Origin of the sequence: Blautia sp. JLR.GB0024, from assembly GCF_037000545.1 — a bacterium.
Lineage (GTDB): Bacteria > Bacillota > Clostridia > Lachnospirales > Lachnospiraceae > Blautia > Blautia celeris.
This window is the reverse complement of sequence record NZ_JBANBF010000005.1, coordinates 14154-38391: the sequence shown is the minus strand read 5'-3', so window position 1 is coordinate 38391 and position 24238 is coordinate 14154. Positions and strand designations below refer to the sequence as shown.

Here is a 24238-nt window from a genome sequence, read left to right as displayed (position 1 = left end):
TGAGAGGATGCTGGTTTTGATTACATATGATGTAAATACTGAGACAGATGCCGGGAAAAGACGTCTAAGAAAGGTTGCAAAACAATGTGTTAATTATGGAAGACGGGTGCAGAATTCTGTTTTTGAATGCATTCTTGATAACACACAGTGTGTTTCATTGAAGGCTGTATTGGGGGATATTATTGATAAGGAAGTTGACAGCCTCAGGTTTTATTATTTGGGGAATAACTATAAGACTAAAGTGGAGCATATGGGAGTTGACAGGGGGATAGCAGCGGACTCGACTTTGATTTTCTAGTGCGAATAGGAAGTGAACAGAAAAACATTGGGAGATTCGCACCATATTTTGGGGTGTTGGGTGATGGAAAAAGGAGGAATAGAAGGGAAAGGGGTGGTGAGATTAGTGTGAAAGAGTCTATTAATTAGGAGTTTTATACAAAAATAGCTATGAAATTTGGGCATTTTTGCTGTCACCACCTTCGCGGTGGTGTGGATTGAAATCGGAATCGGTCATGATTCTGGTATACATTACTATGTCACTATCTACGCGGTGGTGTGGATTGAAATGTCTTGCCTCTATCAAAGAAAAGTTTGAATTGTTTGAATTTTGTCATCACCTGCGCAATAGCGTGAATTCAAATTTAGTGACCAGACCTTGCAGAAAGAGGTGAGCATAAAGATGAATACAGCAATAAAAAAGAAACTCCCAATTGGAATAGAGAACTTTGAAAAAATTCGGACAGAAGATTTTTATTATATTGATAAAACAGGTCTGATCAAAGACCTTCTATATAATTGGGGAGAAGTAAATCTCTTTACACGCCCCAGACGTTTTGGCAAATCCCTTAACATGAGTATGTTGAAAAGCTTTTTGGACATTGAGGGTGACATAACATATACAGAAAAGTTATTTAATGGATTGGAAATTTCAAAAGAAACAAGCCTTTGCAAAGAATATATGGGCACATTTCCAGTTATTTCAATTAGCTTGAAAGGTGTAAACGGCATAGATTTTGCAGCTGCGCGGGATATGATGCGTTCCATTATTGGGAATGAAGCGCTGAGGTTCTATTTTTTATCCGAAAGCAATAACCTGAACGAGAAAGAAAAAATGCAGTACAATCAGTTGACTGCAGTGGATGAAAGCAACAGGCAGGGTTTTACTATGTCAGACACGCTGCTGATGGGAAGTCTGCAGACGCTATCCATGCTGCTGCAGAAACATTATGGCAAAAAAGTCATTATACTGATTGACGAGTATGATGTCCCCCTGGCAAAGGCCTTTGATAATGGCTATTATGAAGAGATGATTATGTTGATACACAATCTGTTTGAGCAGGTATTAAAAACTAACGACAGCCTGCAGTTTGCTGTGTTAACAGGCTGTCTGCGGGTGTCAAAGGAAAGCATTTTTACCGGGCTGAATAATATGAAAGTGCTTTCCATCACGGATGTCCGGTTTGATGAATACTTTGGATTTACAGATAAAGAAGTAAGAGAACTTTTGGAATACTATGGACTTACTGCGTCCTATGAAACTATAAAGGATTGGTATGACGGTTATCGTTTTGGTGATGTTCATGTTTATTGTCCCTGGGATGTGATATGCTATTGTGATGAACTCAGATTTGATCCCAAAGTACAGCCAAAGGATTACTGGTCCAATACCAGCAGCAATCAGTCTGTCAGATACTTTATAGAAAATGCGGAAAGCAATACAACAAAACGTGAGATTGAGCGCCTGGTTGAGGGGAAAGCAGTTAGAAAAGAAATCCGGCAGGAATTAACCTATCGTGAATTGTACAGCGATACAGATAATATATGGAGTGTTCTGTTTACTACAGGGTATCTGACACAGCAGGGAAAATCTGATGATGATATATTTAACCTGGTAATTCCTAACCAGGAAGTGAGAAAGATATTTACGAGACAGATTATGGAATGGTTCCAGGATATGACGAAGAGAGATGGAGATACATTAAATATGTTCTGCGATGCATTTGAAAATGGTGATGCAGCAGGAGTGGAAATGTACTTTAATGCCTATCTTAGAAAAACTATCAGTATCAGAGATACTTTTGTGGGAAAATATAGAAAAGAGAATTTTTATCATGGGATTTTGCTGGGACTGCTTGGATTTAAGGATAGCTGGGGTGTATGGTCCAATCGTGAATCCGGAGATGGTTACAGCGATATACTTGTAGAAATTGAAGAAAAAGATTTAGGCATTGTGGTAGAGTTAAAATATTCTGAGGACTCCAACCTTGAGGTGGGATGCAGACAGGCATTGCGGCAAATTAAGGAGAAAAACTATACAGAAGAGCTAAAAGCAATCGGGCTAAATCACATATTAAAATTTGGAATAGCATGCTGCAAAAAGCGCTGCAAAGTTATGGTGGAATGAACCGCCTGCATTTTATTTACGCAGTCTATGAATAACTTAGTAGAATGATCAATATCATAGGCCGTCTTAAAGCTCACGTAAAGATAATCAAGTACCATAACCACTGGAGATAGTTCCATCAAAATAAACGAGGATTCCCCACCCCCATAGTGGAAGGGAATCCTCAAACCAATCTTAACAGCAGTGCAGACCCGAGAAATACCGGTATCCCCCTGATAAACCCAGGTCTTTCATTTATATCATATATACCCGCATTCAGCAAAACTTCATCTTACCCCAACAGTCTCCCATCTCCTCCTCCATTTCCCCGTCAAATACCACCCAAACGATATCACATAATTGGCCGCCCACCCCATAGGCACAGCCATCCATGCCACTTGAATGCCATACACCGGCGCGAACACATTTGTCACGATCACCCGGATAGAGAGATTCACAAGATTAGCCACTGTAAAAGCCTTCACATCCCCGGCCCCGCGCAGCAGTCCGTCTGTGGATGCTTTCAGCCCGATAAAAGCGTAAAAGAACGAAAGAAACTTCACATAATCCAGCCCCGTCTGAAAAGCGGCACTTCCGTTTCCGGCGTCCAAAAACGCTGAGACGAACACATTCCCAAACAACTGATAGAGAATACACAGAAATGCCCCGGCACTCAGCACCGCTGCATAACACATCCGATATCCCTTATTCACCCGTTCCAATTGTCCGGCACCCACATTTTGGGCAGTGAAGGTGGACATGGCATTTCCCATAGCCAGCATAGGCACAATGCTGATAGACTCGATTCGCATTCCCGCGGAATAACCGGCCAGCACAGAAGCTCCGAAGCTGTTGACAACCGACTGAACCAGAAGAATCCCAATCTGCACAATAGACTGCTGGATAATAGAGGGAACCGCAATCCTTACCATGGAAAACATAAGCCCGGCATCATATACACGCCAGTGTTCATCTGTTTCATACCTCTTCAGCTTCCGCAGAAGCAGCCCAAACGAAATTACAGCAGACACTCCCTGAGCAATCAGAGTACCCACAGCAACCCCTCTCACCCCCTGCTGAAACCGTATGACAAACAACATATCCAGGAAAATATTCAGCAGAGAGGAAAATATCAGCAGATACAGCGGCGTCCTGGAATCTCCCAGCGCATTGAAAATGGACGCCTCCACATTATACATAAACAAAAACGGCAGCCCGGCAAAATATACAGCCAGATAAAGCGCTGCGTCCGAAAAAACCTCTCTGGGCGTATTCACCCATCCCAGAATCCGGTGATTCAGGAAAAGTCCCAGCGCTCCCAGGCAAATACTCACCACAAGGAAGTTGATAAGCGTGGTGAATACGGCTGTCTTCATTTTGCCTTTCTTTCCTGCGCCGAGACATTGGGAGATGATCACAGAACTTCCAATCCCTCCGCCGATAGCAATGGCAATAAATACATTTGTAATCGCATAAGAGGCACCTACAGCGGCCAGCGCCCGTTCCCCAACAAAATTTCCAACAATCACAGAATCTGCGATATTATAAAACTGCTGAAAAAGATTCCCTAAAATCATAGGCAGCGCAAAAAACAGCAGCGAGCGCCCGGGCGGGTCTGTCAGCATATTGTATGTTTTCTTCTTCATCATTCTTTTGTCCCTCTCTTCTGCGGCATTTTTCTTCTGTTTAATCCAGAAACGCTGCCTCGGTATTCCTTCTATAATAATAGAATAACCGAAACAGCGTTTTTTACGATAAACTGCAGTATAAACTATAAAATTTTACCTTCAGAAGTCTTCCCTGTGTTTCTTCAGCATATTCAAAATAGTTTCCTGTGTATACGCCCCCAGACGTTTTTTATCTTCCTTTGAAAGCTGGTCCGGATAAATGGGTTTTCCATACTCCACGATCACTTTAGCAGGTTTGATCTTAGGAAAATGTGCCTCAAAAATTTCAGCGGAATTGGTGATCGCCATAGGGATAATAGGACATCCTGATTTGGTGGCTATCTTAAAGCTGCCTTCATGGAAGGGAAGCATATCCAGTTCACTTTCATTTTTATTTCTGGTTCCCTCGGGGAAGATGCAGATGGAAACGCCGTTTTTCGCCTCATCAATGGCAGTCAGAATGGTCTTCATACCCGCTTTGATATCCTTTCTGTCCAGAAACAGACAGTGCAGGTATTTCATCCAGCTGGACAAAAGGGGAATCGGCTCCATTTCTTTTTTGGCAACATATCCGGTCAGATCCGGGCACAGGACATAGGTGAGAAGAATGTCAAAGAAACTTCTGTGGTTTCCTATGTAAAGGACTGCCGTGTCATGGGGGACATTTTCATGGCCGATGATTTGGATATCAGACCCTGTAATCTTAAGGACACATCTGAAAACTGCCTGGACAATGCGCAGGGAGCTGATGTCCTTTGCCCTCCGGTTAAATTTACCGATCACCCATTCAACCAGCAGGATCGGAATGGATAAAATAAGAAATCCTACAACTACAATGCATACAAGAATAAAGCGGAACATAACACTCACCTTTCTATACCGTTTGGTATACCTTACGGGGCACACTTGCTGTGCCATAAATTACGGGATGCCATTTATGGTATATGTTATTGGATAAGAAACCAGATATGCCGTAGGCATACCTGGCCGGAAATTTTATATATGATGTGCCGTATCCAATACCTGGAACTTCTTATATTATACGGAAAACAGGAAAGGGATGCAAGCCATATTTAGCCCTAATATACAGAAAATACACAACTCCGGCCAAAAGCATCTCTCCATATACAGAAGTTTTTAACAAATCCTGTTATTCTAACGAAAATCCCCGCGAAAAATCGTCATTATATTCCAAATTATTTTCTTTACAAAGAAGATTTCCTGTAGTAAGTTATGTAGTATATCGCTGATTTTAGGGGGGCTTAGAGAAAAATGGGAAAGACCGGAGTGATGAAGAAATTCATCGGAGATAAAAAATTTTATAAGATGATCCTGGCTATTGCCATACCTATTATGATACAGAACGGCATCACCAATTTTGTCAGTCTTCTGGATAATATCATGGTAGGAAGAATCGGTACGGAGCAGATGTCAGGTGCTGCGATCGTAAACCAGCTTATCTTTGTTTATAACCTCTGTATTTTCGGAGGTGTGTCGGGTGCCGGTATATTTACGGCACAGTATTTTGGACAGAAGGATAATGAGGGTATCCGCAATACCTTCCGGTATAAATTGTGGATGGCTCTGATCCTTACAGTGGGCACTGTCATCGTTTTCCTCATTGGAGGGGAACAGCTTATCAGCATGTACCTTCACGGGGAGGGCAGCGCGGAGAATCTGGCGGCTACACTTGCTTACGGGAAACAGTACCTTTACATTATGCTGATAGGGCTTCCGCCGTTTATGATGGTTCAGGTATACGCCAGCACTCTGCGTGAGTGCGGGGAGACGGTTACACCTATGAAGGCCGGTATCACGGCCGTTGTCATTAACCTGGTGTTCAACTACATATTGATCTACGGAAAATTCGGATTTCCGGTACTGGGAGTGCGGGGTGCAGCCATAGCGACCGTTCTTTCCAGATATGTGGAGGCTGCCATTGTCATTCACTGGACACACAAGCATAAAGAGGTCAACCAATATATTGAAGGGCTGTACCGCACGCTGAAAGTTCCGGCGCTGCTGACGAAGAAAATTCTGATCAAGGGTACGCCCCTTCTTCTGAACGAAGCTCTCTGGGCGGCCGGGATGGCTATGCTGACCCAGTGCTATTCCATCAGGGGATTAAACGTGGTGGCTGCCCTGAACATTGCCAATACCATCAATAATGTATTCAACATAGTATTTATAGCCCTGGGAGATTCCGTGGCCATTGTGGTGGGACAGCTTCTGGGTGCGGGCAAGATGAAGGAGGCCCGGGATACAGATACGAAGATGATAGCCTTCTCCGTATTCTGCTGTACCGGTGTGGCTCTGTTGATGCTCCTTCTTGCGCCGCTTTTCCCCATGCTTTATAACACCAACCAGGAGGCCAGGGAGCTGGCGAAATACTTTATCATGGCAACCGCGGTCTTCATGCCGCAGAATGCCTTCCTCCACGCCGCTTACTTCACCCTGCGTTCAGGAGGAAAGACAATTGTCACCTTCCTGTTTGACAGTGTGTTCATCTGGGCAGTGAGTGTGACCATAGCCTTCTCTCTGAGCCATTTTACCCTGCTGCCCGTAGTGGCAATCTATATACTGGTGCAGATGGGAGATATGATAAAATGTCTCATTGGATTTATATTGGTGAAAAAGGGAGTATGGCTGCAGAATATTGTGGCGGATTAAATATAAGTGTTATTCCGTATTGTTATCTGTGAAAGGAACGCAGATAAAATTGTCTATGGCAGAAAAATAGATACCAAAGAGAAAGCCTTATAGAGACTGTATAAGAAGTACAGTTTTCTATAAGGCTTTTTGTCATAGATCAGGTGGGAGAATCCGGGGTTGTAAAGGTTTTTCTATGTTTAGACGGCGGGGCGCAGGTGTCTCGTTTCGCAATATAAAAGGGAAGCACAATTTTCATAGGAAGCTTATGTCCGCCGTTGATGCGGTCAATTAAAATTTTTGCTACTACGCGTCCAATATCTTCTGTAGGAATATGTACAGTAGTGAGCATTGGCGAAAGGTATTGTGCAGTTTCAATATCATCTACTCCTATAACGGAAATGTCTTCCGGAATTCGGTATCCACGTTCTCTCAGTGCTTTGATAACGCCTATAGCAGTATTATCATTAGCGCAGAATATAGCAGTAATGTCCGATTTTGCATTCATTAGATGAAGGGCACCCTGATAGCCCCCCTCATAAGAAAGTTTTACGTTAGCGGTATTTTTTTGCAGGAAAGGCAGCCCTAATTTCTCCAGTGACTCTTTAAAAGCAGTATAGCGCACTTCATTGTTCTGTTCCCCAATATACCCGATTTTTGTATGACCAAGTTCATGAAGATAGGATATGGCGCTGAAGGTGATATCCGTACCTTCACAAACTACCTGGTCATATTTGTTACCCATAGGATTTAAACCGGCATAAACAATATGTTTGTAATGTTCCGTTAGAAATTGGAGCAATTGTTTATCATAACGTCCCAAAATTACAGCACCATCTACTTGAAATGCTGCAATTCTTGACACAATCTCAGGATTTGAAATTTCAAGTGCAGTAAAGGAATATTTCATAAAAAAATTACTCTTAAAGGCTTCTTGTTCGATGGCCTTTGCAATATGAGAGAAGAATAAATCAGAGACTGCCACATCTCCTCTGGCATAAAAACAGGCAATGGCCTTAGCCTTTGTCTCTAAAACAGGGACATTTGGCCCAAGTTTTAACGCTCTAGCGGAACTGTTGGGTGTATAACCGCTTTTTCTTACAATTTCCCATATGCGTTCCTGAACTTGAGGACTTGCGGCTTTTGTGTTATTTTGATTAATTACCCGGGAAACGGTAGAGATGGATACGTTAGCTTCTTTGGCAATTTCTTTTAAAGTCATATTCAAACCTCACAATATAATGGTTAATAGATATATATATTATAGCTGAAATGACCAGAACAAGCAAGCTGAGTTAGGATAACGTTTGCGTAAATAAGACATGAAAAAGGGGGATTTATAACAAAAGTTTGTTGAAAATATCAGTAGGATTATCATATAATTTGAGTAACAAAGAACGATGGAAAGGATGGAGAGACAAATGAAGCATATATACTATGACTATGGGAAAGAAGAACTTTTGAAAAACGGACCGAAACTTTCAGTTATTGTAATGGAAGATAATGCTGCCGTGTTTCAGTCTATGGCACAGGAGATGACGGAGGAGATCAGAAAAAACAATCTTCAGGGTAAAAGGACAGTCTTTATTTGTCCGGTAGGTCCTGTGGGTCAGTATCCTTATTTTGTCAATACAATAAATCAAGAAGAGATCTCTTTGAAAAATGTATGGTTTATCAATATGGATGAATATCTTGATGATGAGAAAAACTGGGTTAGTACAGAGCATCCATTGAGTTTCCGTGGGTTTATGCAGAAAAATGTCTATGGAAAGATCAAAAAGGAACTTCTTATGCCCGAAGAACAGAGAGTATTTCCCAATCCCAAGAACCTGGAGTATATTCCGCAGCTGATTGAAGAGCTTGGAGGAGTGGATATTTGTTTCGGGGGTGTTGGAATCAACGGACATGTGGCATTTAATGAAGCGGATCCTGATTTGACAAAAGAAGAATTCCTGAATCAGAAGACAAGAATTCTTGAGATTACTAAAGAAACAAGGGCGGCGAATGCTATAGGGGATTTTAACGGAGCGCTGGAAGACATGCCTCGTTGCTGTGTGACTATCGGTATGTATGAGATTTCACATTCCAAAAGGATCAGGCTGGCCTGTTTCAGAAACTGGCACAGAGCAGTTGTCAGAAGAGCTGCATACGGGAAAGCAACATCGGATTTTCCGATTTCTCTGCTGACAGGGCACCCGGATATTAATATAAAAATCACAGAATTTGTAGCCGGACTGGAGGGACAGGAGTGAAAACCTGGATAACAGGAGGATATATTTACAGGCTGGATAAAAAACGCATGGAAAGAAAAGACTTGTGTATAGAAGATGGTAAGATTTCCGGCTTTTTTTCTCCCTGGGAAGGTGCCAGAGATGGTGAAATCTATGATGCCAAAGGAAAGTATGTAGTTCCGGGTTTTATAGATCTGCATACTCATGGGGGCTGTGGTATAGATGTTAATGCTGCTTCAAAGGAGGATTTTCAAAAAATCGGGTATTTTTTTGCGAAGCAGGGTACTACCACATGGCTTTGTTCCATTTTAACAGATACAGAAGAACGGACTATAGCTTGTATCAGGGAAGTAATAGCACACAAAAAAGAGAACGAGAATTGTGCAAATTTACTTGGTATTCATCTGGAAGGGCCTTTTCTGTCCAGCCAGTATAAAGGCGCGATGCCGGAATTTTTGCTTAAAAAGCCGGATATGGATCTGCTGGAGAGATATCAGATGGAGGCAGAAGGAAACATACGCTATATTACTGTTTCGCCGGAAGTTGAAGACATTCCCCAACTAATCCCTCAGATTCGGGAAATGGGGATTACTATTTCTGTAGGGCATTCCGGAGCAGATTATGAAACTTCATGGAAATGTATCAAACAGGGAGCCAGGGCATGTACTCATACATTCAATGCCATGGGATTGTTCCATCAGCACCGCCCGGGACTTATGGGAGCTGTGTTGGAATCTGATATTTACTGTGAGGCGATCTGTGACGGGAAGCATCTGCACCCCGGCACGGTAAGGATGCTTTTAAAGGTGAAAGGGTATGACCGGGTGGCAGCAGTTACAGATTCTATTATGGCAGCAGGTCTTCCGGACGGAAAATATAAACTAGGTGTAAATGATGTGGTGGTAGAACACGGGGATGCAAAATTAGAAGCAACTGGCGTCAGGGCAGGCAGTACCCTTACTACTGGACAAGCCTTAATAAATTTCATGAAGTTTACCGGAAAAGATTTGGAAGATATTCTTCCGCTTCTCACAATAAATCCGGCAAAAATTATAGGGGAAGACAGCCGGATAGGAAGCCTGGAGGAAGGAAAAGATGCTGATGTAGTAATCCTGGATCAGAAATACAATGTGACGGATACTTTTGTAAAAGGAAATAAGATTCAAAAAGAAGGAGAAAAAATATGCCGTTAATACCATTAAGGCCATTACTGGAAACTATAGACAAGTATCATTTTGCCCAGGGAGCCTTTAACATCAATGCAGTGACTCAGGCAAAGGCAGCCATTGAAGTACATGAAATGTTTCGCTCCGCGGCAATTTTGCAGGGAGCGGATCTTGCCAACGGATTTATGGGCGGGCGTACGGATTTTCAGAACGCGACCCTGGAAGATAAAAAAATTGGAGCTGCAAATATTGCGGCTGCTGTGAAAAAATTTTCGGAATACTCACAGATACCGGTTGTACTGCATTTGGATCACGGTAAAAATTTTGATTCCTGTAAGGCTGCCATAGAGGGGGGATATACTTCAGTGATGATTGACGGGTCATCCCTTGCTTTTGAGGAAAACGTGGAGCTTACAAGAGAAGTGGTAAAGTATGCCCATGAGAGAGGTGTTTCCGTCGAAGGTGAGTTGGGAGTGCTGGCGGGAGTGGAAGATCATGTATTTTCTGAAACTTCTTCTTATACAAATCCGCTTAAAGCCGTTGAATTTTTTAAGAAGACAGAATGTGACGCATTGGCGATATCCTATGGGACTATGCATGGAGCTTCAAAGGGAAAGGATGTAAAATTAAGAAAAGAAATTCCTATTGCAATTAAAGAGTGTATGATGCATGAACAGATTTTTGGAGTGCTGGTATCCCATGGGTCTTCTACAGTTCCCGGATATATTGTGGACGAGATCAATGCTTTGGGCGGAAATATACAGAACGCCGGCGGAATATCCGTAGAAGAACTGAAAGCGGCAATCCCATGCGGAATCGGGAAGATAAATGTTGATACGGATATCCGATTGGCTGTGACGCGGAATTTGAAGGAATATTTTTACTTCCATCAGGATAAGAGAACGAGCCCTTTTGTTGGCGGCATATATAAATTGCTGGAAGAGAAGAAGGAACAGTTTGACCCAAGAGTATTTCTGCCTCCCATTATGGATACCGTAATGTACGGAAACATACCGAATGCGGATACTGCCGAGCTGGTAAAAGTAATTGAAAAAGGGGTTAAAGAAGCAATAGGAACCCTTATTGTCGAATTTGGCTCCTATGGAAAAGCGCCTCTTGTTGAACCGGTATCTTTAGAAGAGATGGCAGTTAGATATAAGGAAGAAAATAAAATTTTCAGTTAGATGCAGGGCATGTTTATTCTTTGAAGCAGTCAGCTTTCTACCGGTTAACATTGTTTAAGAAAGGGGAATATAAGCAGCGATTATGGCGGAGAATTTATTGATTGTACATGGGGGTGGGCCCACGGCAGTTCTGAATGCTTCCTTGTATGGGGCAATAGAGGAAGCAAAGAATTCCGGTAATATCCAGCATATCTACGGGGCTGAGAATGGAACCGGAGGATTTTTAGAAAAAAGATGGATTGAACTGGAAAACATACCGGAAGAAAAGTTGCGGCTCCTTTTGCAGACACCGGGAACGGCTATTGGTACTTCCAGAGATCCCATCTGGCAGGAAGATTATGAGAAAATGGCAGATATACTGGAGGCAGAGAGAATCAAATACGTATTGTTCAATGGAGGAAACGGAACCATGGATACCTGCGGAAAACTGCATGAGACTTGTATCCGAAGAAAGCTAGATGTGCGGATCATGGGAATTCCTAAAACTACAGACAATGATATTGCAGTGACAGACCACAGTCCCGGATTTGGCAGCGCGGCCCGCTATATAGCGGCCTGTACACAGGAACTCTGTGCAGATGTAAGGTCTCTTCCTATTCATGTGGCAGTGCTGGAGGCCTCGGGCAGAAATGCGGGATGGATTACAGCGGCAAGCGCTCTGGCAGGAGAAATGGGTTATGGCCCGGATCTGATCTATGTTCCGGAGAGAGCTTTTAATGAAGAAAAATTTATTGCCGATGTGGAAAAACTTCTAAAAAGAAAAAGCGGTATTGTGGTGGTTGCCAGCGAAGGTCTGACGGATTGTGAAGGAAAACCAATAAGTAAACCAATATTTCAGACAGACAGGGCAACGTATTTCGGCGATGTGAGTTCTCATCTGGCAAATTTGGTCATTCAGAAACTAGGTTACAAAGCCAGAGGTGAGAAACCGGGATTGTTGGGCAGAGCTTCCATAGGTATGCAGAGCCAGATAGACTGTGAAGAAGCTGTGAATGCCGGGCGGACGGCCTGCAGAGCGGCTTTGGCGGGAGATTCGGGAAAAATGGTGGCTTTTCATAGAGTTTCTGATAATCCTTACCGGATGGAGATTTTCCTGGCTGATATCAACGAGGTCATGATGTATGAGAAAAAGATGCCAGATAATTTTATCAACGCAGAGGGTAACGGTGTGACACAGAGTTTTATAAAGTGGTGCAGACCGCTGATTGGGGAAGGACTTCCCCAAATGGTTTCTTTTAACACAGAGAGGCCGGGAAGATAGCAAACGCAAGGGGTGGAATACAATAGAATGAAATATATATATCTGAATTTGAAAAGATTTGATGTGCCGGAAGCGCTGGGCGGCGTGAACCGTATTGTAAAGATAGAAGAATGGGGAAGTTTTATTATAAAGAATACTCAGGAACAACTGAAAAAGTATGCAGAAGAAGCGGAATTTGCCATGTTTTTTCCCGAACTGCATCTTTTCAGAGCACTGGAAGCCAGATCAGAAAGAAGTCCGATAGAGATTGGTTGTCAGGGGGTTTTTTGGCAGGATGTGCAGTTGGGAGGGAATTTCGGAGCCTTTACCACAGATCGCCCTGCAGCCGCTATGAAGGCGGCGGGATGTGAGGCAGTTCTGATCGGTCATTGTGAGGAGAGAAACCACATAGGCGGTATTCTGGAAATGGCCGGTTCAGGGAATTCCCAAATTGTGAATCGGATTTTAAACGAAGAGGTTAAGGCTGCCGTCGGGAGAGGGCTAAAGGTTCTTTATTGTATCGGAGAAAAAAGTGTAGAACAGGAGCGATGGAAGGAAATTCTGAGCGGACAGCTGGAGGTGGGCCTGAAAGGCGTCGACCGGTCTAAAATAGTCATTGCCTATGAGCCTGTGTGGTCGATCGGACCCGGAAAGACACCGGCAGATAAAGATTATATAAGTAAAATCGCCAGATTTGTCAAGGAAAAAACTGGAGGTATGAATATTGTCTACGGAGGCGGGTTAAAAAAGGACAACGCCGCTATGATAGCATCTATACCGGAAATCGACGGGGGGCTGATCGCCCTTACCCGGTTCCAGGGAGAGATAGGATTTTATCCGGAAGAGTATCTGGAGATAATATCATTATATCTTGGAAGATAAATTAATAGCAAAAAGGAAAATGAACGGAGGCGTAAGCATGAAATTAGCATTTGAATACGGACATGGCACCATGGAGGCAGTCCTTCCAGATAATACAGATATTTTCATACCGGGAGAGACGGTGAAAGATCCCGATTATATTCCGGAGGGGAAATTGAAAGAGGCATATCTGGAGAGTCTTGCCCATCCCATCGGTATGCCTGTTTTGTCAGAAGTGGCTCATAAAGGAAGCAAAGTAGCATTTGTAGTGCCTGACAGGGTAAAGGGAGGGGAACAGCCGACCAGCCACAGAAAGCTGAGCATCCGTTATATTTTGGAAGAGTTGTATGCTGCAGGTGTAGAGAAAAAAGATATTTTATTTATTATTTCCAACGGTCTGCATCCAAGAAGTAAGGAAGCGGATGCAAAAGCGATTTTTGGAGAAGAGCTTTTTTCCCAGTTCTGGCATACGGGACAGATTATTAGTCATGACAGTGAAGATCAGGAGCATATGGTGAACCTGGGTACGACCAGAAGAGGGGATCCGGTTTATATGAATAAATATGTCTTCCAAAGTGATATTCCAATACTGATCGGGCATGTACAGGGGAACCCTTACGGCGGTTATTCAGGAGGATACAAGCACAGCGCTACCGGTATTACCAATTGGCAGAGTATTGCAAGTCATCACGTCCCCTCTATTATGCACAGAAAAGATTTTACTCCTGTAAACGGCGGAAGCCTTATGAGAACAAAGTTTGATGAGATATCTATGTATATGGAAGAAAAAATGGGGCATCCGTTCTTCTGCTGTGATGCTGTTCTGGACACAAATTCCAGACAGATTGCTGTTTTTTCAGGGTATGCAAAGGAAATGATGCCGGAAAGCTGGAAAGTGGCAGATAAGAGAACGTATGTACATTGGGCTGAGAAGAAATATGATGTACTGGTATTCGGCATGCCGCAGAAGTTCCATTACGGAGACGGCATGGGGACTAATCCAATTATGATGATGCAGGCGCTGAGCGCACAAGTACTTCGCTTTAAGAGAGTTATGAGCGATAACTGTGTCATTATCTGTTCTTCTTTGTGCAATGGATTTTTTCATGATGAACTGTGGCCGTATCTAAGAGAAATGTATGAGATGTTTCAGCATGATTATATGAATACTCTGCCGGATATGAACCGGTATGGGGAGTATTTTGCTACCAATGAAGAGTATATCAGAAAATACAGATTTACAAACGCATTCCACCCGTTTCACGGCTTCAGTATGATTTCCTGCGGACATATTGCGGAAATGAATACCAGCGCAATTTATATTGTAGGCGCACAGGAACCGGGATATGCAAGAGGAATGGGGCTTAAAACAAGAACATGTTTTGAAGAGGCGCTGGAAGATGCAAAGAAAAAATATGTTGGAGAAAATCCAAACGTTCTGGCACTTCCGATGACATTTAAAAAGGCTGCAGTTCATCTCTGCATGAAGAATCCACAGGATGACTGCATGGACGCGTATGGACACTGCCATCCGTGCATGGGATAAATTTGCTATGCGATGCGTACTGCTGAGACCGGAGAGAACAGCAGCACCTAATAATTGGAATTAAAAACCATATTGACAATTGTTTGGTTGTTATATACCCTAAAGTATATGATAAATAATATGCTGTCTTTATTATTCTAAAAACTTTTATTGTGAATGCCTGATGGAGTATTCTTATGTTTTTTTTGGTATTAATGCTTTTCTTAATTTCTTCTATGATTCTAGTAGCTGTTAACCGGGATAAAAAATCGTTGTATATGTTGATGCTTTGCGCTATGTTTTTGCTGATGTTTACAGGAATCATCATATATTTTGCCAAGACCGGCGGGCTGACTGTGGAACAGAGACGATTTTTTTTCCTGGATAATCGGATTCAGCAAAAAATTTCTTTTTTAAATCTTTCTCTGCCGAAAATCGGTTATATGATTGCTGTGGGGAGATATATTTTTCCCCTTCTTCTTCTATTTCTGGTGTGTGAGTATAATACAGGGGCGTCCAGGCCGAAATATAGAAAGTACAGACTACTTGCCTGTCTGTTGCCTGGGATTAGCCTGATCATTTATTATCCCAGCATCTTTTATCGTCTGTTTTCCGGTAATTCCGAAAATCAGAAATTTTTAATCTTTTTTATGCTTGGATGGATTTCTGTTTACATTCTAATTTCTGCGGTTATGCTGCTGCAGGAATATTTTTGTGCTACTATCCGTTTTTCAAAGAAGATGTTTCGCAACATAATTATTTTTTTATTCAGTGTGGTTTTAGTATATTTTGCCTATGCGATCCAAGATCCTGTACAGGTATACCGCATGTATTCCATACAATACAGCAGCTTTTATGCAACAACCTATCTAAACTTGATTTCAAATGTTCGGGTATGGTATGCGATCACCATTATGTCAGTTGTTGTTATAGCAGTCGGGATTTGGAATATACGGAAATACGGAAAACTGAAATTTGATGAGAAAAAGGGAGAGTTGGGACTGCAGAAAAAAATCAGGGATGCACATACTACAGTGCCGATTTTTGTTCACAGTATAAAGAACCAGATATTGGCTGAAAGAGTTATACAAAAGCGACTAGATACAGAACTTCAGAAAGATGTACCAGATAAAGAATCCCTGAAAAATATGCTGGGACAGTTACATACCATGAATCAGAACATGCTGGAACGTATGGAAGAACTCTATAGAAGTGTTAAAACAGGATATATTCATCTGGTACCTGTTTCTCCTGAAGAGATATTAAAAACTGCTGACAGTCGGTTTCATCAAAAATATCCGGAAGGTATGGTAAAGTATCAATGTGAAAAAGGATACCTGGTCCTGGCAGACAAGAAATATCTGGGAGAAGCAGTGAGTAATCTGCTGACAAACGCATATGAGGCAGGAATTCCGGGGCAGGCGGTATCTGTTTGGTGTACAGTTAAAGCTGAAAAACTATATCTGCTAATTCATATTAAAGACAATGGCAGAGGAATGGATAAAGAAGAGTGTAAAAAAATTTTTGAACCTTTTTATACCAGTAAAAATACAAATTATAATTGGGGAATGGGACTTGCATATGTAATGCAGACCGTGAAGGAACATCTGGGTATGATTCGGGTGGAGAGTATGCCCGGAAAAGGTACGGATTTTTATATCTACATTCCAATTTACAAGGGGCATAAGGCAAAAGAATCGGGGTGATTTATTATGATACGCGTATTTATAGCAGACGACTTTCGGATTCTGGTAGAAGACTTGGAGGATATGATTGGGAAACAGGAGGATATGTGTGTGGTGGGAACTGCCTGCAGCGGCAGAGAGACTTTGTCAAAACTACAGTCTCTTCAGTGCGATATTGTTCTTATGGATATTGAAATGGAAGAAAAAAATACAGGGATTCTTGTTACAGAAAACCTGCGGGAGATAAGACCGGATTTAAAAATTATTTTTCTTACAGCTCATGATACAGAACAGATTATTATAACGGCCATGGGGGCGGGAGCGGTTGATTATATTGTTAAAGGAGTTTCCGAGGAGGAGGCCCTGCTTCATATCCGGGCAGCGTTTAATGGAAAAACTTTGTTGGATAATAAAGTCCGGAAAGTTGTTTTAAGGGAATATACAAGAGCGAGGAGATCGGAGCAAAGCCTTTTGTATTTTGTCAATAACCTGTCTGCATTAACAGCTGCGGAGAGGGAATTGGTGAAGCTTTTGCTGGATGGTAAAAAGGTTGCTCAGATTGCCTCCATTCGATGCGTAGAAGTTGTGACAGTTAAAACACAGATTAAAGGTCTGCTTAGAAAGTTCAAGTGTTCCAGAACAAAAGAAATTGTAAAGATGATTCGTGATCTGAATCTGGAACATTTATTTTAAAAGAAGCTGCGGTCTCCGGGGAGTCGGGAATACTCTCCGGGGACCCATTTTTTCAGAAAAAGTATGAAAAAACTTCATACTATTAAAAAAGAAGGAAAGTGCTATGATGATGTTAAACAAAAAGCTTAATATACGAGGGGGTAACAACGTGAAAAAAGTAAAGAAAGGAAAATTCATTCAAGTTCCGTCATGGATATGGATGTGCATATCTTTGACGGCAGCAATGGCATTATGGATACTTATAGCAAGTTCAGAAGCAGGCGGAGTCATTTTTGCTGAGCCATGGGAGGTTGCTCAGAAGGCAGTAGATAAGATCAGGGACGGGACGCTCTGGGGACATGTAGGAATCAGTTTATTTAGGGTACTGACAGGATTTTGTATAGGTTTTATTCTGTCTGTTCCAATTGCAATTCTTATGGGATGGTACGCCCCATTCAGGAAAATCGTAGAACCATGGATACAGTTTTTACGTAACATTCCGCCTTTGGCATACATACCGCTGGTCATTACCGGAGCAGGTGTTGGGGAAAAAGCAAAGATCATAGTAATCTTTATCGCATCTTTTCTTGTTATGGTGGTAACGATTTATCAGGGCGTCTGTAATGTGGATACAACATTAATTAAAGCGGCTATGGTATTGGGGGCCGGGAGCAGAGAAATTTTTTTCCATGTAGTCATACCGGCATCCACCCCATTTATATTAGTAGGTGCAAGGTTGGGAGTGTCCGCATCTCTTACAACATTAATTGCTGCAGAATTAACAGGTGCGTCTAAAGGACTGGGAATGATGATACAAAAGGCTCAGGGATATTATGATATGTCAACGGTTCTTTTAGGTATTATCATTATCGGAGTGATTGGATTACTTATGGAGAAGGGTATTCGGTTCTTAGAGAGGAGGCTTACGGGATGGCAGGAAACGACAGGCGCACAGTGATAAAGATAGATAATGTGAATAAAAAATATCAGACTCGGAAAGGCGAAGTCCTGGCTTTAAGTAATGTCAATATGGACATCAAAGAAAATGAATTTATCTGCGTAGTAGGGCCTTCAGGGTGTGGTAAATCTACACTTTTAAATATGATAGCCGGTTTGCTGGAACCCACAGAAGGGCATATTTACGTAAATGATAAAGAAGTAGAGGGCACAGGACAGGAGCGGGGAGTTGTTTTTCAGCAATATGCATTGTTCCCCTGGCTGACCGTTCTGAAGAATGTGGAGTATGCTCCCAAATTACAGGGACTTCGGGGAAAAGCACTAGAGGAAGAAGCTATGAAATATCTGAAACTGGTAGATTTGGAGCAGTTTGCATCCTCCTATCCCAAGGAGCTTTCTGGTGGTATGAAACAGAGAGTGGCTATTGCCAGAGCTTATGCGGCGAGGCCTCAAGTCCTATTGATGGATGAGCCATTCGGAGCCTTGGATGCCCAGACCAGGACACAGCTTCAGTCAGAATTAATAGAAACCTGGGAAAAAGAACAGAAAACCTGCTTTTTTATCACTCATGATGTGGAAGAAGCTATAATTTTAGCTACTAAGGTAGTGATCATGAGTGCCAGACCAGGAAGAATCAAAGAGATTGTAGACGTTGATATTCCTTATCCGAGAACACAGGAAACAAAAATGTCCCCCAGATTTCTGGAAATCAAAAACCACATCTGGTCGGAAGTTTATAAAGAGTACCTAGAGGTAAGAAAGTAAAAGCGAGGAGGAAAGAAAATGAGAAAAAAAATGTATGGGTTAATTTCGGCGATTGTTGTGGCAGCAGTTATCATGACCGGATGTGGAGGAGGAAGCCAGAAATCTGAGACACAGAAGAAGGCAGAGAACACAGAGAACACAAGTAAGGAAAAATTTGAGACAGCCAAGATTAAAGCTGGTTATATGCCGAATTTAGGAAGTGCGGCTATTTATATTACGGCTGAAAAGATGGGGTATTTTAAAGAGATGGGATTGGACGTGGAAACCATACAATTTCAATCCGGACCGCCGGAAATCGCAGCTATGGCTTCCGGAGATATTCAAATCTGTCAGATTGGTCATGGCGCCCATGCTCTGTGTGCCGAAGGACAGGCAGATATTTTTCAAATTGTAAGTACCAGTTTAGCGGATGCAATCATAGGCAACAAAGATAAAGGTGTAAACAGCATAAAAGATTTAAAAGGCAAACGAGTGGCTACAAGCGCCGGAACATCAGCAGAAGCAATTTTTAATATTGCGCTGGAAGAAAACGGACTTAGTCCTGATGATGTGGAAACTGTGGAAATGGACACGAATGGTATGGTGTCTGCAATGGTCAGCGGAAGTGTGGATGCCTGCGCAACCTGGGCACCAAATAATAAAATCATCGAGAAACAGTTGGGAGACAATGCAGTTGTACTTGCAACAAATGAAGATTATATAGACAAGGTCACGTTTCCGGACAGCTTTGCCACTACAAAAGAGTACGCAGAGAAAAATCATGATGTGCTTGTCCGTTTCACAAGAGCGATTCAGAAAGCTATGGACTACAGAGCTGAAAATATTGAAGAAGTTGCCAAGTGGACAGCTCAGTTCTGTGAAGCCGATGAACAGACCATGCTGGATACTATTGATACAGGAAACTGGATCACTTCTGATTTTGTTGCTAAAGGATTAGGAGATGGAACAATCAAGAAATATTATGAAAATCAGCAGAAAGTATTTATAGATTCTGGAAGACTGACGAAAGAAGTGCCGGTAGACAATTATGTACTGTTTGATATTATGCAGGAAGCGTATGATGCAAATCATAAAAATTGAAAATGAATAGGAGGATAAAAAGGTGCAGAAATTTGGAATTATCGGAATGGGAATCCGTGGAAAGATGTATGCAGGTGTTATCAGCCAAAATCCTAATGCAGAGGTGAGAGCGGTCTGCGATACCAATCAAACGGTAGCGCAGGAGATGTCAAAAAATTATGGTGCAGAAGCCTATACAGATTTTCGGGAGATGATTGATAAGGCTGATATTAATGTAGTGATTGTAGCTACACCTGACTTTATGCATCGGGAAGCGGTTCTGTACGCAGCCAGACATAAGCTGAATATGATGGTGGAAAAACCTTTTTCCACGTCTGTGGAAGAATGCAGAGAGATGACAGATGTAATCAGGGAAAACGGGGTGAAATGCATGGTTGCGTTTGAAAACCGCTGGAGTCTTCCGTTTATCAATACTAAAGCAATGATTGACGCAGGGGATGTGGGAAATATTCTGAATATTTATTCACTTTTGAATGATACGGAATATGTACCTAAGAAAATGCTTCCCTGGGCAGGAAAATCCACACCTGCTTGGTTCTTGTTCCCCCACATTATTGATATGGCATCCTGGTATACCGGAAAGGAAGTAAAAAGAGTTTATGCAACCGGTGTGAAAAAGAAACTGCTGGCCGAGGATATTGATACCTATGATTCTATAGAAGCAATTTTAACTTATGAAGATGGAACATCAGGGGTATTTACAACAACATGGGTACTGCCTGAATCTTATCCTGTAGTGGCAGACCAGAAAATGATGATTGTAGGAGAAAAAAGCAGTGTAAGTATTGATTTGTGTGAACAGATGGTAAAATTGGCGTCACCGGAAAAGTTTCAGAACCCCAGAATTCTGGGAACACCGGTAAATGGTTACCTGAATGCGCCGCCGGCACATATGCTTAACGGTTATATTGATGTGCTGGAGAAAGACGGGGTGCCATTGGCAACAGAAGAAGACGGACTGAGAAATACGATAATTATTGCAGCAATTCATGAGTCTGTCAAAACAGGAAAGCCCATTGACATAGAATAAGAATGGAGCAAAGCATGTATAAAATAGAAAGAATCCATGACCCATATGGGTATCCTGTATATAGTTTGTATAATAGCGAAACAGGCAGTGCTGTGGAAATAAATGACCAAAGAGGAGGAATACTTACCCGGATTTTACTGCAGGGAAAAGATCTTTTGCATTTGGACGGGGAAATTTATAAAGACAAAGAAAAATACATCAGAGGAGGAGTTCCTATTTTATTTCCATGTGTAGGTAAACTGAAAGACGATACCTATACATTGGATGAAAAAGAATATCATCTTCCAATCCATGGATTAGCCAGAAATTTCCCCTGGAAACTGGTGGGTAAAAATGAGGAAAAGGGAGAAATGGTACTGGAACTGAATAGTACGGAGGAAACTTTAAAGATATATCCTTTTGAGTTCAACCTGAACTTTACGTATATTCTTCAGGAAAATTCGCTGAAAATTTTGCAGGAGTATAAAAACTTATCAAAAAAGCCAATGCCATTTAGCAGCGGTTTTCATCCATATTTCAGAATTCCGGAACAGGTAGATGTACGGATCCGGGCTTCCAAAGTATTAAATACTATTTCAAATGAAATAGAAAAATGTCCTAAAAAAATCCCTGATGTGGAAAAGGAAGCAGGTTATCTGGTCTTGGATAACCAGGAGAAAGAAGTAAGAGCAGACTTTGGAGCTTATAAACTTACAGTAGCGTTTGACGATGTGTTTCGATACTTACTGATATGGTATGTAGAGACAGAGAAATTTATCTGCCTGGAACCTTGGACCGGAAAGCCGGATGCACTGAACAGTAAGGAGACCCTGCTTTGGATACAGCCAGGAGAAAATTTGAAAACCTGGATTGAAATAAAGTTGGATATGTGACGGATAAGCAACACAATAGGAGGACACTCCTTCTGTGAATGATGAATTTGCAGAAGGGGTGTTCTCCTATTTATCCGGATTTCAAATCTAAGCTTTCATTTCTGTCATATTATATCAACCCTCCACATACACTATTGCTAAGAGCACCCAAAACCAAAGGCGGTCCCCCCAACATTGAAAAAATTAATCCTAACACTATGTTTCATCTGCCTCCTGACCCTCCCTCTGACATCCTGCAGCATAGAAAAAGTCAAAGCCCAGGACGGAGTCAAGCCAGAGTACACAGTGATGAAGGAAGAGGATTTTCCTGATAAAGTCAAGGAACTGATAGAAGAAAACAAAGAATCAGAATTCCAGCTTACATATCAGGACGGTTCCTATCTATACCTTCTCAAAGGCTATGGCAAACAAGAGACAGGAGGATACAGTATCCAAATTGAGGACTTGTCCCTGTGGGACAATGCCATCCATCTACAGACCACCCTAATAGGGCCGGAGGAGGACAAAGACCTAAAAGACGAGCCATCCTATCCATATCTGGTGGTGAAAATGAAATATCGGGAAGAACCGGTAATCTTTGAATAGAAAAGAGGGCTTATTGTGGAATTAATAACAAAACAGATGCGTATGATGCATACAAAATGTGAAGCTGTCAGCCAGATTACCTTTGACGAAGATTTAAATGTGCCGGATATCAAGCCGGACGTAGGCCGGATGATCCAGAAAAAAGGTGAGATCCATATAGATGATGTCCAGATATCCGAGGGCCATGCTTTCCTGACAGGCGCTTTGATGGTCTATCTCCTCTATGTCAGCGACAGCGAGGAGCGTAAGATCCAAAGTCTCCTGGGCACCCTGCCCATTGGGGAGACCATGCATCTGGAGGGTCTGGAAAATGGTGACAAGGTTCGGGTAAAATGGGACATTGAGGACCTGAGTGTCCAGCTTATCAATTCCAGAAAGCTGAACATCAAAGCCCTGGTCACCTTTACCGCATCCGTGGAGGAAATGCAGGAGACAGACCTGCCTGCAGGTGTGGATGCAGAGGGCATTTCCCAGAAAAAAAGGGACATCTCCGTCATGGGGATCGCGGTGCATAAAAAGGATACCATGCGGGTAAAAGAGGATATTGCCCTTGCATCCAACAAGCCCAATATCCACGAACTGCTGTGGAACACCGTGGAGGTCCGCGGCATGGATATCCGGGCTGAAAATGATAAGATAGGCGTAAAAGGCGAACTCTTCATATTTGCCCTGTACCGGGGTGATGATGACAATAATTCCCTGCAGTGGCTGGAGCACTCTGTCCCCTTCTACCAGGAGCTGGAGTGCGTGGGCTGCACTGTGGATATGGTGCCAAACATAGATGTGACAATGCCTCAGAGCAAGCTGGAGGTAAAAACAGACAGTGACGGGGAGGAACGCCTTATAGGCGTGGACGCTGTTCTGGAACTGGAGATGAAGATCTATGAGGAAGAGGAAATGTCCCTTCTTCTGGACGTATACACCCCGGTAAAAGAATGCGTCCCCATACGTGAGAACAGAAAGCTGGAAAGCCTGCTGGTAAAAAATAATTCCAAATGCCGGGTAGGCGACCGCATTAAAATGGAACAGAACCAGGGAAAAATCCTCCAGATCTGCCACAGCGACGGGAATGTGAAAGTAGACGACACCCATCCTGTGGAAAACGGCATAGAGGTGGAGGGCATTGTGCAGGTGAGAATCCTCTATATTATAGGGGATGATGATATGCCGTTCTATTCCATGGATGCCATGATCCCCTTCTCCCATGTGGTGGAAGCTCCGGGAATAGGGAAAAACTGCACCTATCACCTGCGGACGGATCTGGAACAACTGTCAACCACCATGATTGACAGCGATGAGATAGAAGTAAAGATCGTTATGAATCTAAATGCCCTTGTGTTAAAGCAGACAGACACAGGCATTATCCGGGAAATAGAAGAGCGGGAGCTGGACAGGGAGAAGCTCCAGAGCATGCCCGGAATTGTGGGCTATCAGGTACAGCCCCAGGATACACTCTGGGACATCGCCAAGAAATTCTACACGACGATCGAAACCATTGTGCAGCTCAATAATCTGGAAAGTGATGAGGTAAGACCGTATGATACCTTGATTTTAACAAAGAAAGTGGAATCGTAACAGGTGAAAGTGCAATCATAATATTTTTAGGTGTTGAAAAAAGGAGGCATATCGTATAGAATAAAGTGTATAAAAACGAATACAATATACAATAAACATTTAACGATTCGC

General features: G+C 42.4%; 21 protein-coding genes. 18 read left to right on the top strand and 3 right to left on the bottom strand.

The window, feature by feature from the left end; genetic code table 11:
- Positions 1-7 precede the first annotated feature (7 nt).
- Positions 8-298 carry a CRISPR-associated endonuclease Cas2 gene (gene cas2 / locus V8Q34_RS13345; RefSeq protein WP_033141982.1) on the top strand — a complete coding sequence of 97 codons (291 nt, stop codon included), beginning with the start codon at positions 8-10 and terminating at the stop codon, positions 296-298.
- A gap of 381 nt (positions 299-679) precedes the next feature.
- Entirely contained in the window at positions 680-2404 is a 1725-nt protein-coding gene (locus V8Q34_RS13340; RefSeq protein WP_335835647.1) for an AAA family ATPase, read from the top strand.
- A gap of 266 nt (positions 2405-2670) precedes the next feature.
- Here the strand turns inward: V8Q34_RS13340 and V8Q34_RS13335 are convergent, their stop codons facing one another.
- Positions 2671-4029, bottom strand: a complete 1359-nt coding sequence (locus V8Q34_RS13335; protein ID WP_335835764.1) for an MATE family efflux transporter — start codon at positions 4027-4029, stop codon at positions 2671-2673.
- A 141-nt stretch (positions 4030-4170) separates the two neighbouring features.
- On the bottom strand, positions 4171-4911 hold the full coding sequence (locus V8Q34_RS13330; protein ID WP_103731459.1) for a lysophospholipid acyltransferase family protein: 741 nt from the start codon (positions 4909-4911) through the stop codon (positions 4171-4173).
- Between the two features lie 411 nt (positions 4912-5322).
- Here V8Q34_RS13330 and V8Q34_RS13325 point away from each other — a divergent pair, with 411 nt between their 5' ends.
- Complete coding sequence (locus V8Q34_RS13325) at positions 5323-6720, top strand: MATE family efflux transporter (protein ID WP_081960410.1); 1398 nt, start codon at positions 5323-5325, stop codon at positions 6718-6720.
- Between the two features lie 139 nt (positions 6721-6859).
- Here V8Q34_RS13325 and V8Q34_RS13320 read toward each other — a convergent pair whose 3' ends face one another.
- Positions 6860-7921, bottom strand: a complete 1062-nt coding sequence (locus tag V8Q34_RS13320; RefSeq protein WP_335835646.1) for a LacI family DNA-binding transcriptional regulator — start codon at positions 7919-7921, stop codon at positions 6860-6862.
- A 199-nt stretch (positions 7922-8120) separates the two neighbouring features.
- Here V8Q34_RS13320 and V8Q34_RS13315 point away from each other — a divergent pair, with 199 nt between their 5' ends.
- From V8Q34_RS13315 to V8Q34_RS13245, 15 genes are all read left to right on the top strand, one after another.
- Positions 8121-8951 (top strand): glucosamine-6-phosphate isomerase, encoded by an 831-nt coding sequence (locus tag V8Q34_RS13315; RefSeq protein WP_335835645.1) that lies wholly within the window; start codon positions 8121-8123, stop codon positions 8949-8951.
- Entirely contained in the window at positions 8948-10123 is a 1176-nt protein-coding gene (gene nagA, locus V8Q34_RS13310; protein ID WP_335835644.1) for an N-acetylglucosamine-6-phosphate deacetylase, read from the top strand. Before V8Q34_RS13315 ends, nagA begins: the two co-directional genes overlap by 4 nt.
- Positions 10114-11280 (top strand): class II fructose-bisphosphate aldolase, encoded by a 1167-nt coding sequence (locus V8Q34_RS13305; protein WP_335835643.1) that lies wholly within the window; start codon positions 10114-10116, stop codon positions 11278-11280. The genes nagA and V8Q34_RS13305 overlap by 10 nt, the downstream gene beginning before the upstream one ends.
- Positions 11281-11362: 82 nt before the next feature.
- Complete coding sequence (locus tag V8Q34_RS13300; protein ID WP_335835642.1) at positions 11363-12541, top strand: diphosphate--fructose-6-phosphate 1-phosphotransferase; 1179 nt, start codon at positions 11363-11365, stop codon at positions 12539-12541.
- Between the two features lie 27 nt (positions 12542-12568).
- Entirely contained in the window at positions 12569-13402 is an 834-nt protein-coding gene (locus V8Q34_RS13295; protein WP_335835641.1) for a triose-phosphate isomerase family protein, read from the top strand.
- Between the two features lie 37 nt (positions 13403-13439).
- Positions 13440-14927, top strand: a complete 1488-nt coding sequence (locus tag V8Q34_RS13290) for a lactate racemase domain-containing protein (protein ID WP_335835640.1) — start codon at positions 13440-13442, stop codon at positions 14925-14927.
- A gap of 893 nt (positions 14928-15820) precedes the next feature.
- Positions 15821-16612 carry a sensor histidine kinase gene (locus V8Q34_RS13285; protein WP_335835639.1) on the top strand — a complete coding sequence of 264 codons (792 nt, stop codon included), beginning with the start codon at positions 15821-15823 and terminating at the stop codon, positions 16610-16612.
- A 6-nt stretch (positions 16613-16618) separates the two neighbouring features.
- Positions 16619-17284, top strand: a complete 666-nt coding sequence (locus tag V8Q34_RS13280) for a response regulator transcription factor (protein WP_335835638.1) — start codon at positions 16619-16621, stop codon at positions 17282-17284.
- A gap of 148 nt (positions 17285-17432) precedes the next feature.
- Complete coding sequence (locus tag V8Q34_RS13275; protein ID WP_335835637.1) at positions 17433-18221, top strand: ABC transporter permease; 789 nt, start codon at positions 17433-17435, stop codon at positions 18219-18221.
- A complete protein-coding gene (locus tag V8Q34_RS13270; protein ID WP_335835636.1) occupies positions 18194-18985 on the top strand; it encodes an ABC transporter ATP-binding protein in 792 nt (263 codons plus the stop codon). The genes V8Q34_RS13275 and V8Q34_RS13270 overlap by 28 nt, the downstream gene beginning before the upstream one ends.
- 18 nt (positions 18986-19003) lie before the next feature.
- Positions 19004-20065: an ABC transporter substrate-binding protein gene (locus V8Q34_RS13265; RefSeq protein WP_335835635.1), complete on the top strand. Its 1062-nt coding sequence runs from the start codon at positions 19004-19006 to the stop codon at positions 20063-20065.
- A gap of 22 nt (positions 20066-20087) precedes the next feature.
- Positions 20088-21095 (top strand): Gfo/Idh/MocA family protein, encoded by a 1008-nt coding sequence (locus V8Q34_RS13260; RefSeq protein WP_335835634.1) that lies wholly within the window; start codon positions 20088-20090, stop codon positions 21093-21095.
- A gap of 14 nt (positions 21096-21109) precedes the next feature.
- A complete protein-coding gene (locus tag V8Q34_RS13255) occupies positions 21110-21967 on the top strand; it encodes an aldose epimerase family protein (RefSeq protein WP_335835633.1) in 858 nt (285 codons plus the stop codon).
- A 174-nt stretch (positions 21968-22141) separates the two neighbouring features.
- A complete protein-coding gene (locus V8Q34_RS13250; RefSeq protein ID WP_018595706.1) occupies positions 22142-22552 on the top strand; it encodes a protease complex subunit PrcB family protein in 411 nt (136 codons plus the stop codon).
- A gap of 15 nt (positions 22553-22567) precedes the next feature.
- Entirely contained in the window at positions 22568-24127 is a 1560-nt protein-coding gene (locus V8Q34_RS13245; RefSeq protein WP_033141989.1) for a DUF3794 and LysM peptidoglycan-binding domain-containing protein, read from the top strand.
- Positions 24128-24238: the final 111 nt, after the last annotated feature.